13 protein-coding genes are annotated in these 13008 nt (G+C 43.1%); 11 read left to right on the forward strand and 2 right to left on the reverse strand.

Annotated elements, in window-relative coordinates:
• Positions 1–4: 4 nt before the first annotated feature.
• Complete coding sequence (locus ACFVRY_RS11770) at positions 5–616, reverse strand: HD-GYP domain-containing protein (protein ID WP_387500363.1); 612 nt, start codon at positions 614–616, stop codon at positions 5–7.
• 147 nt (positions 617–763) lie between these two features.
• Between ACFVRY_RS11770 and ACFVRY_RS11775 the strand changes: the two genes are divergently transcribed.
• The 9 genes from ACFVRY_RS11775 to ACFVRY_RS11815 all read left to right on the forward strand — a co-directional run bounded on the left by ACFVRY_RS11775 (position 764) and on the right by ACFVRY_RS11815 (position 9221).
• On the forward strand, positions 764–1729 hold the full coding sequence (locus ACFVRY_RS11775; RefSeq protein ID WP_387500365.1) for a tyrosine-type recombinase/integrase: 966 nt from the start codon (positions 764–766) through the stop codon (positions 1727–1729).
• Between the two features lie 507 nt (positions 1730–2236).
• Positions 2237–2965: an ABC-2 transporter permease gene (locus tag ACFVRY_RS11780; RefSeq protein ID WP_387500368.1), complete on the forward strand. Its 729-nt coding sequence runs from the start codon at positions 2237–2239 to the stop codon at positions 2963–2965.
• Between the two features lie 60 nt (positions 2966–3025).
• Positions 3026–3421, forward strand: a complete 396-nt coding sequence (locus tag ACFVRY_RS11785) for a GntR family transcriptional regulator (protein ID WP_387500370.1) — start codon at positions 3026–3028, stop codon at positions 3419–3421.
• A gap of 17 nt (positions 3422–3438) precedes the next feature.
• Positions 3439–4368, forward strand: coding sequence for an ATP-binding cassette domain-containing protein (locus ACFVRY_RS11790; RefSeq protein ID WP_387500371.1), 930 nt, complete (start codon positions 3439–3441; stop codon positions 4366–4368).
• A gap of 2 nt (positions 4369–4370) precedes the next feature.
• Positions 4371–5273 (forward strand): ABC transporter ATP-binding protein, encoded by a 903-nt coding sequence (locus ACFVRY_RS11795; protein WP_387500372.1) that lies wholly within the window; start codon positions 4371–4373, stop codon positions 5271–5273.
• Positions 5266–6555 carry an ABC transporter permease gene (locus ACFVRY_RS11800; protein ID WP_387500373.1) on the forward strand — a complete coding sequence of 430 codons (1290 nt, stop codon included), beginning with the start codon at positions 5266–5268 and terminating at the stop codon, positions 6553–6555. The genes ACFVRY_RS11795 and ACFVRY_RS11800 overlap by 8 nt, the downstream gene beginning before the upstream one ends.
• A gap of 204 nt (positions 6556–6759) precedes the next feature.
• Positions 6760–6954, forward strand: a complete 195-nt coding sequence (locus ACFVRY_RS11805) for a hypothetical protein (RefSeq protein ID WP_387500374.1) — start codon at positions 6760–6762, stop codon at positions 6952–6954.
• Positions 6955–7189: 235 nt separating this feature from the next.
• Complete coding sequence (locus ACFVRY_RS11810; RefSeq protein WP_387500375.1) at positions 7190–8374, forward strand: acyltransferase family protein; 1185 nt, start codon at positions 7190–7192, stop codon at positions 8372–8374.
• Between the two features lie 379 nt (positions 8375–8753).
• Positions 8754–9221 carry a hypothetical protein gene (locus ACFVRY_RS11815; protein WP_387500376.1) on the forward strand — a complete coding sequence of 156 codons (468 nt, stop codon included), beginning with the start codon at positions 8754–8756 and terminating at the stop codon, positions 9219–9221.
• A gap of 411 nt (positions 9222–9632) precedes the next feature.
• Here ACFVRY_RS11815 and ACFVRY_RS11820 read toward each other — a convergent pair whose 3' ends face one another.
• The gene (locus ACFVRY_RS11820) at positions 9633–10526 is read right to left on the reverse strand and encodes a helix-turn-helix domain-containing protein (RefSeq protein WP_387500377.1); all 894 of its coding nucleotides are present in this window, start codon (positions 10524–10526) and stop codon (positions 9633–9635) included.
• A 124-nt stretch (positions 10527–10650) separates the two neighbouring features.
• Here ACFVRY_RS11820 and ACFVRY_RS11825 point away from each other — a divergent pair, with 124 nt between their 5' ends.
• Together ACFVRY_RS11825 and ACFVRY_RS11830 are read left to right on the forward strand one after the other, a co-directional pair.
• The gene (locus tag ACFVRY_RS11825) at positions 10651–12036 is read left to right on the forward strand and encodes an MATE family efflux transporter (RefSeq protein ID WP_387500378.1); all 1386 of its coding nucleotides are present in this window, start codon (positions 10651–10653) and stop codon (positions 12034–12036) included.
• Positions 12037–12344: 308 nt separating this feature from the next.
• Entirely contained in the window at positions 12345–12974 is a 630-nt protein-coding gene (locus tag ACFVRY_RS11830; RefSeq protein ID WP_387500380.1) for a sugar O-acetyltransferase, read from the forward strand.
• Positions 12975–13008: the final 34 nt, after the last annotated feature.

Here is a 13008-nt window from a genome sequence, read left to right on the forward strand (position 1 = left end):
TGTGCTATACCGTCAATTGTAGATCTGTGAGTAGCAGGAACTGATCTACGATCTGGCTGTCAAACTGTGTGCCAGCGTGAGCGCGGAGTTCATCCTTAGCCTGCTGGATAGAGGTTCGTTCCCGATATGGGCGGAAGGATTGCATGGCGTCATAGGAATCAATGACAGAACAGACCCGAGCAAGAAAGGGGATGTCTTCGCCTTTCAGCCCGTAGGGATAACCCTTGCCGTCCCAGCGTTCATGGTGATACCGGATTACGTCGGTCACTCCGCTGTCTATACTGGGGAAATCTTTGGCAAGCTCGGCTCCGATCAACGGGTGCATCTTCAGGATGTTCCACTGTTCCTCCGTCAAAGGTTCTTGTTGGTCAAGAATCTCCACGGGAATGAGAGACTTGCCGATGTCGTGCAGAAAGCATCCTCTTACCAGGATATTTTTCTCTTTCTCTATTAGTTTCATGGAGCCTGCCAGTTCTTCTGCCATCATGGCTACTCTAATGGAATGCCTGTGCGTTTCCGGGTGTTTTTCCCGTAAAAAATTCATCCAAACGCTCACATGGGCCTCTTCCGTTAGAGCAATATGCACCTTTTTGACTAGTGCGGCTAATTCCCCCAACCTATTCTCCCTCCTCAACCTCTTGGCAAAACCCTCATCTGATCAAGTAGTAAGCGTGCAAACTGTACGGAAATAGAAGAAAGACAGCAGAAAAATGTCGTACAATATCACTTATGCGACATTTATTTTGAGCGAAGGAGTAATGGAATGGCTATAGAACGGACGATTTCAAGTAGTTTTCAGGTAGCTTTGGCAGCGTATGACGAGACATCAACCACTGATGATCAAATCGTCCAGATGTTCTTGGCAACCTGCTGCAGAACGGCTAATACAAGACGCAATTATGAGCGGGCCCTTGCTGCATTTCGCAAATTTATTTCTAACCAACCTTTAAGGGAGATCACATGGAGGGAGATCGAGGCGTACAAGCTTTTCCTGACGCAGGGGGGATATAGTTATCCAAGAACATTGGCTCCTGCCAGCATCGCTGCCTTTATCGCACCGCTTAAATCATTTTATAAATGGGGTAGTGATCAGCACATCGCCTTTTTCAGTAACAATCCCACGGCCAGCGTGCGTATTCCAACGATCACGATCACAAGCCGAAAGAATTTTCTCACCAAAAGAGAAGTGGGTGCCCTGCTCCGTCAGCTACAGAAACAAAGCTTGAGGAATTATCTGATCGGGCTAACACTAGTCCTCTTGGGCCTGCGTGTTTCGGAGCTTACCGCGATGAAATGGGGGGATTTTCACTCTGACCCGCTGGAAACCTCGATCTGGCTGACCATTGCCAATGCGAAGGGCGGTAAAAGAAGGGAGATCAAAGTGCCCGCCATGCTGTGGGAGCTTTACTCTGAACTGGCAAACTCACCGGTGGGGAATGCTGTGCCCGATCCTGAACTGCTCATGTTCCCGCTGTCCTCAAGGCAGGTAGAGCGGATTATTAAGAATGCAGGAGAGTACAGTTTCATTGAGAAAAAACTAACCCCCCACTGGCTGCGGCATACTAATGCTACACTAGCTCTGCTGCAAGGGGCCTCTCTACAGCAAGTACAGGAGAATCTGGGGCACTCGCATATCAACACTACACAGCGATATCTGCACACTGTTCAGCAGATCCAAAAAGCAGCTCCAGATTTTGTGGAGGATTGTCTGCGGGATGTTATTGAATAAGACAAATTCAGACAAAAAATTGAAGCATTATCTTATAATAACTATACAGTAATATACAAATGACCTATAATACTTACATAGTATTGTGTGTATGCATAAATGCGAAACAGACCTATATTTAGCACTAAAAATGTCGCATAAGTGATATTGTACGACATCATTTTAATAACCCGACATTCATTTGTCGAATTATAAAGAATTTAATACACTTTTTCTCGGAAAGTTAATCAAAAAGCAGAAAAATAGATTTTTAAGAGTAGTTGCCATCTTATGATGACTCATTTGGTAATACTGATTAATCAAGTAATAAAAGTGCGAACCGGACACGGAAGTGTCCGGCTTTTTTTATTGATCAGAAAGATTAGCTGCAATTTATTTTGATTTAAAGGTTGACGATGGAAAATAAAGGGCATATACTGTGTATATAGATATATACAGTAAGCACAGGTAACACAGTGCAGAACTCATTACTTTTCAAATTGAGATGCTAAAGCGAGGTAACTGTTTATGAGGACATTCAAGCAGTCTTGGTTCATTATCTTCGGTGATTTTCGGGGGGATAAGTCAAAGATCTTATTTGCAGCAGCGTTTTCGCTTTTCTTTATGGGATATCTGGGCGGTTTGACGGCGCTTATTCTGAATGACACGTTGGGTGGGAAAGACCGGGATGTCTTGGCAGATTTCATGCTGCTGACTGTAGTTCCGGTACTAGGCTTCACATATTCTCGCAGGACCATGAAATATTGGAGTCAGGACTCCTATACCAAGATGCTTATGTATCTGAAGAGTCTCCCGATCCCGATGGAGGTTATTGTGAGCAAAAGAAAAATCCAAACCTTCCTTTCCTTTGGCTTGAACGGTATCCTGTTCTTCGGATTGATCTATGCTATTGGTGAACATATTCAGGCGAACTTGAACTGGACCGAATATCTTTCCTTCGCCTTTACCTGGATCGGTTATGGTCTGATGATTGCAGGCGTGTATATCTACATTGAGTTCTTATTCAGTGGCAAAGCCTACGGCTGGCTTACCATGCTCATCATGGCGCTCTCGCTGGCGACAGCAGTGATCATCTGGTTATCGGGTGGGAATCTGTTCATCTTTACCATAGAAAGTTCGAAGGAATGGGGTCTGTTATCTCCGGTGATGTGGGGGATGCTGCTGGTGGGTCTGATCGCCCTACAGGTAATCTCCAAATGGACATTACACCGGCTAAAAAGGCGGAACCTCATATGATGAGGCTAAAATTGCAAGGAAGCATTCCGGGATGCCGGAATGAAAAGCGGGGTGTGAATCGTGTGGATACCGGTGCAAATTGACGAGAACAGCGCAGAGCCGCTGTATCATCAGATAGAGACGCAGCTAAGGTCGCTGATTATCAGCGGCGTTATTGTAGAAGGAACATTGCTTCCCTCGATACGTGAATTTGCCGGAGATTTGAAATGCAGTGTTATTACGGTTCGAAGGGTCTATCAAGACTTGGAAAATGAAGGACTGCTGCGGACGCGGCAGGGTACAGGAACCTTCGTCTCTGATGTCGGGGAAGGTGTGAGAGAGAATTATAAGCGGGATGCTGTGACAAAAGCGCTGGAGACCGCGGTGGATGTTGCGCATTCGGTCCAATGCACGAGAGAAGAACTTGTAGAGTTATTTAAAGAAATCGTGGAGCGCAAATATAAAGGTCAGGAATGAAAGGTGGAGGCACTGAAATGGCACAACTGGCAATCGAGCTGCGGAATGTAAGCAAAAAAAGGCGCAACAAAACGATTGGCCCACTCAATCTGAGTCTGCCGCAGGGGCATATCATTGCACTTGTCGGACAAAATGGCTCGGGTAAAAGCACATTGCTACAAATGCTCCTCCAGCTGACTCATCCCGAGGAAGGGGAAATTCTCTGGTATGACAAAGCCCATAGCGAAGGCATACCACTGGAGGTGCGGCAGACTATAGCCTATGTGCCAGAGAACTCACTCACTGAAGAGAATCACTGGAGTGCCGAAGAGGCTGCGGCCTTCCGCAGCCACTGGTACCCACATTGGGATCAGTCTTACTTTCAGGAACTAATGAATACCTTTGAGGTTCCACGGAATATCAAACTGGGCAAAATGTCCAAGGGGGAGCGTCGCAAGTTCGAGATTGCTGCAGTTCTGGCTGCAAAACCCCAGTTGCTGTTGCTCGATGAGCCCTCTTCCGGGCTGGACCCCTTTGCCTGGAAAGCTATGATAGAGGCATTGCGCAAATATATGGAGCAGCATAATGCGACGATTCTGATCTCCACCCACATTGTGGATGAGGTAAGAAGACTGGCCGATTATATTGTGCTTATGCACAAGGGCCAACTGCTAGGCATGGCGGACAAAGACAGCCTGTTCGGGGCTTGGAGCGAGGTATGGGTGAACGTGGCGGATGCAGAGGAGCTTGCGGAACTGTCTGCCGAGCTACCTGGAACACTGAATCATGCAATGGATGCCAAAGGGGTGGCCTCGTTCGTTACCGGACAATTTGAGCAAATGGAGGAACGCTTGCATCATATGGGCGTAAAGGTAGTTAAGAGCCGCGTATTGGAGCTGGATGAGATTTTGGGCTTATGGACACAGGGATATCGTCCAATTCTAGTTGATGACAAGAAAGGGGACTGAAGATGGAAGCTTTGAAGCTGGAGCAAGTAGTGAAGCAGTATGGAGAGAAAACCGCTGTAAATCAAATTAGCCTGAAGGTAAGTGAAGGGGAGATTTATGGATTGCTTGGTGCCAATGGTGCGGGCAAGACAACAACCATGCGCATGGTGCTGGGTTTGATTTATCCCGATGAAGGCAAGATTCTCTACAATGGAAAATCATTTAACAGTGAGCTTCAGCGCATCATGGGCTATTTACCGGAGGAGCGCGGATTGTATCCAAAGGTAAAGATTAGTGACCAGATCACTTATTTGGCCCAGCTTCGTGGCATGTCCAAGAGCGAGGCCGACAAGAGCCTGCGTTATTGGCTGGACCGCTTCGAAGTTCCTGAGTACTACAACAAGAGGATTGAAGAGCTTTCCAAAGGAAATCAGCAAAAGATGGGCTTTATCGCCGCAGTTGTCCATAAACCTCAAATCCTCATTCTGGATGAAGCATTCAGCGGCCTGGACCCTGTGAATGTTGAACTGCTCAAGGATACAGTCAAGGAATTACGCGATCAGGGCACGAGTATTCTTTTCTCCACACACCGGATGGAACACGTCGAAGAGCTCTGCCGTAATATCACCATTCTCGACCGTTCCAATACCGTCGTGCAGGGTGAGATCCGTGAAATCAAGAAGGGGTATCCGCGTGAACAGGTGCTGCTTCGCACCCCTGGTGAAGTTTCCGGTCTGGAATCTATTGCAGGTGTAACGGCCGTTAAGCGGCAGGAACGAGGCTATCTGGTTACGATCAGCGAGCTGGCGGCCGCACAGCGTATTTTGCAGCAGGCCATCGGACAGGGTGAAGTGGAGCATTTTGAAATCAAGGAACCGACTTTAAACCAAATCTTTATCCGGGCGGTGGGTGAATCTCATGAATAAGATGGGGACAATTATCGGCTTTACCTTTAGGAATAAAGTACGAACGAAATCATTCATGATTACTACGTTGATTATTGTGCTGCTACTCAGTATCGGAATGAATATCCCGTACATGATTAAAGTGTTCAAGGGTGATGATACCGCTAGTGGTACGGTAGGAAGTGCTACAGTGATCGGACTTGTAGCCGAGGGTGGAAACCCAGCAACAGAACTGCTTAAGACTTATAGTCCTCCAGCAGGGATTCCCAAAATCACACTGAATTCTTATGCCGCAAGTGATGATCCCGAGCTACAAAAGGCGCTGGATGATGAGAAGGTACAGGGTTACCTCTCTCTGGGAACAGCATCCGCTTCAGGTCTACAGGAAGTGACTTACTTCAGCCGTGACGGCAAGCTGAAAGGGGAAGTGCAGACCTATTTGCAAGGGGCATTGCAGCAGGTTAACGCACAGCTTATCGCCGGAGATAAGCTGACGCCTGAGCAGATCAGCGCGATGAATACGCCGGTAGCGATTGGTACCAAGCAGCTTAGCGCCACAGGTGAGGTAGAAACAGAACCATCCCATCCTGCTATCAATTACGTGATAGTATATGTGCTTTTAATTCTGTTCTTTATGTCGATCATGATGACAGGCAATATGATTGCAGCAGAAGTTACTTCGGAGAAGAGTTCTCGTATTATGGAGATTTTGATCACAAGCGCTTCGCCACTGGCGCAGATGTTCGGTAAAGTTATCGGAATCTTCCTGGTTGGATTAACTCAAATTGTAATTATCGCCGCGGCAATTGCCGCCAACCTGAAACTGCCGCATAATGCGACCATTATGAGCGACTTTGACCTGAATTTCAGTCAGTTTAATATTGGTCTACTGACATATGGCATCATCTTGTATATCCTGGGCTACTTCCTCTTCGCTCTTATGTACGCAGCCGTTGGCTCCATTGTCAGCCGTACGGAGGATCTCGGACAGGCGATTATGCCGATCATGATGCTGGGCTTTGCAGCTTTCTACATCCCTTTGTTCAGCATCGCTAGCCCAGATACCCTGCTGGTCAAGGTTGCAAGCTTTGTACCATTCACCTCTCCATTGACTCTGTTGCTGCGAATTGGTGTGGGCAGTATAGCGTTGTGGGAAATTATCGTCTCGCTGGCGATTCTCTTGGTAACGACGTTCTTCTTCGGCTGGCTCGCCGCGAAGATCTATCGCACCGGTGTCCTGATGTATGGTAAACGCCCGAGCATCAAGGAAATTAGAAAAGCGATGAAAGCTTATAAAATTTGATTTGGTTTCACCCATTTGTGAGTAACCATTATAGTTCGGACAGTTTAAAGGAATAATTGGAATATGTTTACAACACATGTGTAAGACAATTTTAAACCCTTGTATCACGGGTGATTTTGATGTATAGATGTGAAGTCAATAGTCCTACTTATGAGGGGAAATGAAGAATTCGTATCTTCAAACCAATATTAAGGAGTGGAAATAATGAATAAAAAACAACAACAAAGTTTAGGAATGCTGTTTTCAGTCTCTTTTCTTTTGCTAATGGCAAGTAAAATTATCCATTCTAACGGTAGTAATCTGATGGATTTCGCTCAAGGGATTGTGACTGGAATGGGTATTGCGGGTATGGTGATGACCATTATAACTTTTGGTAGATATAATAAGCGTAGTCAATAAGAATTGGATTCTGAGGCAAAGATCAATCCAGTTGAAAAATAGGCTCATTCGCGGTTGAAGCGAGTGTGCCTATTTTATTGGTATTTAGGAAGTAGTTTTGAAAGTTACATAGCACAATCATTCATTCTTTTTGGATTTGTTAGACATCCTAGATATCCAGTCTAATAACGATGTATGTTTAATCGTGCAGCATCGCATGTTATAATATCCCCACTAATGGAAAAAGAGGGGAAAAATGAATAAAGAGACTTTTGAAAAAAAACTATTCTATTTGGATGGCATTAGGGGCCTCGCGGCATTTGCTGTGGTGATTTCGCACTACATACAAGTATTTTATCCAGCTGCGTTAAATGGAAGACCGCAACAAGCTCATTTTAAATGGGATATCTGGTACGGACATTCTCCGATTAATTTATTTTATAATGGACAATTTGCTGTTTGTTTGTTTTTTGTGCTAAGTGGTTATGTACTCAGTGTGAAAATGTATGAAAAAGAGCTCGATAGTGAGACCTTTCTAAAATTGTTGCATTCCAGCGCCCTACGAAGGTACATTCGGCTTGCCGTACCGGCAGCGGTATCCGTCTTGCTTGTATATCTAGCTATTATTACAAATGCCTTTTATCTCCAAGATATATGGGATACAACATGGACTGATATGAAAAAGAACTACTACGCGTTAGATACAAATATATATACTGTGATCAAGGCTGCTATTTTTGATCCGTTTTTCCGTTTTGAAGCTCATTCATACAATCCAGTTCTTTGGACAATGAGTTATGAGCTATTAGGTTCCTTTTTGATATTCGGTTTTCTTGCTTTATTTGGACGAGTGAAAAAAAGATGGATTGTGTATGTGGTTTTATCCATTGCTTTTATTCAAACCTATTTTGTCGCCTTTTTGTGGGGAATGCTGCTTGCCGACTTGCTCAAGCACAAATGGATGCAAGGCAAAATAACGGCAGTACTCGTGCTTTTGATGGGGATTTACTTAGGTTCGGCGCCTTATACTTCATTAATGGGGACTATGTATGCACCTATAGAAGTGTGTACAAAAATTATCAATCAATGGATTCAATTTAACATCGATCCACGACTTTTTGCACGAACCCTAGGTTCTGCTATGATTTTGTTTGCCTTGCTTCGTTTAAGAGTGTTACAGCAGGTATTTGGATGGAAACTGTTTGCTTATTTAGGACAGATTTCTTTTTCTCTTTACCTCATTCATTTTACTTTCCTGAATACGTTCTCCGCGTTCCTGTTTAGTAAAATGATTTATCACTTTAGTTATAATCTTGCCTATGCGATTACGTTTATGGTTTCCATGGTGCCCTTATTTATTTTGTCGCATTATTATATGAAATATATTGATCAAGGGGCATTAAAACTAGCTCGAAAAGTTGAAAAAAAGATGATCGAATGACTCAAAACGCAGAGTTGAAATCAACAATTCTGCGTTTTTTGTAAATTACCTACTTTTTGTGTGGAGCATACAGGTACATAATTATAGGGGCAAAGGGGAATAGCAAAAATAAAGCTCGTCCCAGACCTTCAGAGCTTCAAAACAAGCGATTCACTAGCATGAGCTTGTTGACAAGGATCTTGTCGAGTAATGTAAGAGTCTTGTTTTATAAGAGATTTTTTTCAAAAAAAATGAAATAGAACTAGTTCTTAGTATATAAAGATTACATGTCATTAAATGTCGTATTATTAGTTATTTGGGATTATATACCTAATCAATTTTTGTGTGTTAATATTTCAATGTGTTCAAAAAAATATTATATTGGGAGGACGTTACGAGAATGACAAACAAATTTATGAAGATTATTGGTACTAGTGTATTATCTATTTCTCTTATTGCTGGAGTTGCTGGTGCTGTTTCGGCAAATGAGAATACAGTATCCAAAGAAGAAAATGAGGTCATTGAAATTACTCCTTTTGCACTCCAACAAAAAAACTTTAATTGGGATTTATTGAATAATACTATTGCAGATCCAGCTGATAAATGGACAATAGATATTGGATTCCCGCATATCAACTTATATGCAAAAAATACTGGAGCAAAATCTTTTAGAATTGAAGTAAAGCATAAAACTAAGGGTACAATTATCTTTAATAAAACCATTGCAGCAGACGGAGTAGGAGTAAATTTCATAAATAATGATAAAGATCCGCTTGTTCCTTCAGGTGAATACACAGTGACTGTTTACGGTGGAGCAGGAGTGCCAAAAGGAACAATTATAATGAAAGCTTCTGACACTCCTTGGTAAGCGTTATAATCTTGCATTGGGCTGTCCCAAAAGTCATAAATAATGACTTAGGGCCAGCCCTTTTCTCATTCTGTAAAACAAAAATAATCCTTTATTTTGGTAATATGCAGGTGCCACCCAACCACATACCAAAAGAAGGGGTTTCTTTGCATATCCAATATAGCATGGACCAATTTCACCTGTATGGGAAGTTGCTTCAGAAAAAGAAAAGATAGTGATGTGAAAACAAAAACAAAAACAAAAACAGAACCCTTGTTGGCCGCTCATCTGGCTAACAAGGGTTTTTGCTGTGTTTACAGGGAGTTTGATCTCCTATACTGCCATGCAGGGAGGAATAAGCAAAACCTGAGTCCACTTCACGTTCTGGCGGGTAGGTAGGGGATATATAAGTATCTTTTCGGAGACAGTTAATTAACCCTGCTCTTTAATAATTTGTTTTCGGTAATCCTGCGGAACCAAGCCCATTTGTTTTCGGAAAATAAATGTGAAATAACTTGCGCTTTGAAAACCACAAGCAATGGAAATCTCGCATATTGATCGTTTCGTTTCCTTTAGCATTTCACAGCTTTTTTGAATGCGGTATCTTGTCAAGTACACGGTTGGAGTTTGGCCTACGTATTTATTAAATAATGTACAGCAGCGGCTTCTACATACAGCTCCTGCGGCTGCTATATCATCAAGAGTGATTTTATACTCATAATTTTGATGAATGAAACTCGTCATCTGCTGGACATTTGTCCATATTTGCACATCCTCAGAATGCCCCGATTTTTGCTGCACCTGATCTCCAATACAAGCACATAGTGCTAAAGCCCGTGATATTAAACGAAGGGGATTGGGTGCGGAATGCGTATGCATTTCCTCATATATTTCTTGTAAGGAAGTGAGTACTTCTCGGTGCCAGTCTATTTGGTTAGTAAGCAATATAAAATTATCCATCATGGCGCTAAACTTGTCTTCCCAGTACGTTTTTGCCAGAGATGGACCTTCGCCAAGAAGCGAGGGATGAATCACAACAACGATGTATGAGCAATCGGTATGATCGTGGGAAAAACCAAAATGCAAACGGCTGCTATTCACGAAAATCCCATTTCCTTGATCAATACGTATAGTATGCCCGTTAACAAAAAAGTCCATTGATCCTTCGAGAACGTAAATAAACTCCACGTCCAGATGCCAATGAGCTGTAGCCGCATAATTGTGAAACTGATCCAAACTTCCTTTTCGAATATATAAGGGTAAATCAGGGATATTATAATTCAAGCGTTCGGATAAATCAGAGAATATTTCTAATGGATTTTTCAAAATGGAGTACTCCTTTGAGTTTTATACGATTTTTATAGGATTATATTCGATATTGGTGGAAAAGGACAATGGATTTATTCTATCTTGATAGTATGAATCATTAAATGAGGGGAAGGGTTGTGAAGTGAACGAAAACAAACAAATAATTACAACTTTGAATCCTTCTTTCAATCGTGAGCTGATGACTTTGGTCATTCCTATTGCATTGCAGAATCTAATTTCTGCAACGGTTGTATCAGCAGATATCGTCATGTTGGGTATGATTAGCCAATCTGCAATGTCAGCTGTATCCCTTGCAGGACAGATCACTTTTGTATTGACCCTGTTCTATATGGGGTTGTCTACAGGGGCTGGTATCCTTACTGCACAGTATTGGGGGAAGAAGGACCAACAAACTATACAGCGCATTCTAAGCATCGCATGCCTGTTCTCGTTTATTGTTTCTATTTTATTTTTTTCGTTTTCCTTTTTATATCCCGAGAGGCTCATGCGAATTTTCACAGATGATGGCGATTTGATTGCGTATGGTGCGAGGTTTTTGCAAATAAATGCGTTCTCTTATCTTGCAATGGGCATCTCGCAGATGTATCTCAGTGTGATCAGAAGTATGGAAAATGCGAAACTTAGTGCCTGGATTAGTGCTGTGTGCCTGATCTTAAACATCATCTTCAACGCGCTTTGCATATTTGTATTCTTTCCGGGTGAGCCCGAACTGGCTATCACGGCAGTTGCTCTCGCTACAGTTACTGCGCGTTTCATTGAACTCGGTTGTTGTCTTGTTCATTCCTTTACACGGGGACCCATCCATTTCCGCTTACCTGTACGCGATAGTATTCAACGAAAACTATTAAGGGATTTCTTCAAATATACCCTACCCGTGCTGGGCAATTATATCGTTTGGGGTGGAGCTTTGACTGCGACGGCAGCGATTATCGGTCATGTTAGTGCTGATATGGTGGCGGCAAATTCAGTGGCGTCGGTGGTTAAGAACCTGGCGATTGTGCTATGTGGAGGTATTGCCAGCGGTGGAGCTGTACTTATTGGAAAATATCTGGGGAATGGACAGATTGAGAAAGCGAAGCAAGCAGGTAAGAGGATGAATCTCTATGCTCTGATATTCGGGATACTGGCAGGCTGTACTATTTTGTTGATAAAACCGCTGGTTTTCTACATGGTGAATTTAAATGAAGTTGCGCAAGATCAATTGAATGGAATGCTTTATATCTGCGCCTATTATTGTATTGCAAAGTCATTTAATTCTAATACCATTGCAGGTATCTTCACCGCTGGAGGAGATTCCAAATTTGGTTTTTGGTGCGATACTGTCGTGATGTGGGGCATTATATTGCCACTCGCTTATCTTTGTGCTTTTGTCTGGCAAGTGTCTCCCCTTGTGTTGTACGCCGTCATTAGCCTAGATGAAATCATTAAGCTGCCTGTGGCGTATATTCGATTTCGCCAATACAAATGGCTAAACAATATTACAAGGAATTTTGGGGAAGTCGTATAAACATTGGATCTATGGCTTCTATATAAGATGAATAAAAGAAATTAACAAAGAGCGAGAAGGAACAAAGGGGAAGGTTTGGAACTGTAGGAGCGAAGCGCTCGCCTGAAAGCTTTCCGAAGGAAAGCTCGCATCGGAAGCCTAAGCTGTCGCCAGATTTCAACCGCTAGTAGCGGTCAAAAAAAGGAAATCTCGGTGACAACAGCGACCGGAAGTTCAAACATTCACCGTAGTGACGATCAAGCTTAAGTGAGAATCTTAAGTTCGTCTTATATATAAGAAAAATATGAATTATAAAGGGAGAATAACCTATGAATATTCAAGAACGAATGGCAAGCTGTCAACTATTCACTGATCATGATCATAATTATCCTGAGGAAGCTGAAGCTCTGGCCCGTGCACGTCAACGTGGCAAGGCGCTCTGTTATGAAATCAATCGCTTGCATCCGGATGATTTGGAAGGACGCAAGTCTTTAATGAAACAGCTCTTTGGGAGCATGGGCGATAATGTATGGATGGAACCTCCAATTCGCATGTCGTATGGTTCAAACACTACTGTAGGTAGCAATGTGTATATCAACTTTAATTTAACCGTCGTAGACGATTATAAAGTTACCATTGGAAACGATGTGATGTTTGGTCCAAATGTAACGATCGCTGTGACCAGCCATCCCGTACATCCTGAAAAGCGCAAAGAGGGAGCAATGTTTGCTCTGCCCGTAGTCATCGAGGATGGAGCTTGGATTGGCAGTGGCGCGATTATTGTTCCAGGAGTCACCATCGGAGCGGGCAGCGTGATCGGAGCGGGGAGTGTCGTAACTAAGGATGTTCCGGCTAATGTGATCGCCGTCGGTAATCCCTGCAAGGTACTCCGTGAGATCACGGAAAACGACAGAACATATTATTACAAAAACATGCGTTTCGATCAGGTAGAGTGGTAACTCATCATTCCTAAAATCAGTATTCCCAAAAGAA

This window comes from Paenibacillus sp. NPDC057934 (assembly GCF_042887565.1).
GTDB lineage: Bacteria > Bacillota > Bacilli > Paenibacillales > Paenibacillaceae > Paenibacillus_AQ.

Bases quoted from the DNA above. Each gene is read 5' to 3' on its own strand.
- ACFVRY_RS11775 (WP_387500365.1), top strand. From the start codon at position 764: ATGGCTATAGAACGGACGATTTCAAGTAGTTTTCAGGTAGCTTTGGCA.
- ACFVRY_RS11780 (WP_387500368.1), top strand. From the start codon at position 2,237: ATGAGGACATTCAAGCAGTCTTGGTTCATTATCTTCGGTGATTTTCGG.
- ACFVRY_RS11790 (WP_387500371.1), top strand. From the start codon at position 3,439: ATGGCACAACTGGCAATCGAGCTGCGGAATGTAAGCAAAAAAAGGCGC.
- ACFVRY_RS11795 (WP_387500372.1), top strand. From the start codon at position 4,371: ATGGAAGCTTTGAAGCTGGAGCAAGTAGTGAAGCAGTATGGAGAGAAA.
- ACFVRY_RS11800 (WP_387500373.1), top strand. From the start codon at position 5,266: ATGAATAAGATGGGGACAATTATCGGCTTTACCTTTAGGAATAAAGTA.
- ACFVRY_RS11805 (WP_387500374.1), top strand. From the start codon at position 6,760: ATGAATAAAAAACAACAACAAAGTTTAGGAATGCTGTTTTCAGTCTCT.
- ACFVRY_RS11810 (WP_387500375.1), top strand. From the start codon at position 7,190: ATGAATAAAGAGACTTTTGAAAAAAAACTATTCTATTTGGATGGCATT.
- ACFVRY_RS11815 (WP_387500376.1), top strand. From the start codon at position 8,754: ATGACAAACAAATTTATGAAGATTATTGGTACTAGTGTATTATCTATT.
- ACFVRY_RS11830 (WP_387500380.1), top strand. From the start codon at position 12,345: ATGAATATTCAAGAACGAATGGCAAGCTGTCAACTATTCACTGATCAT.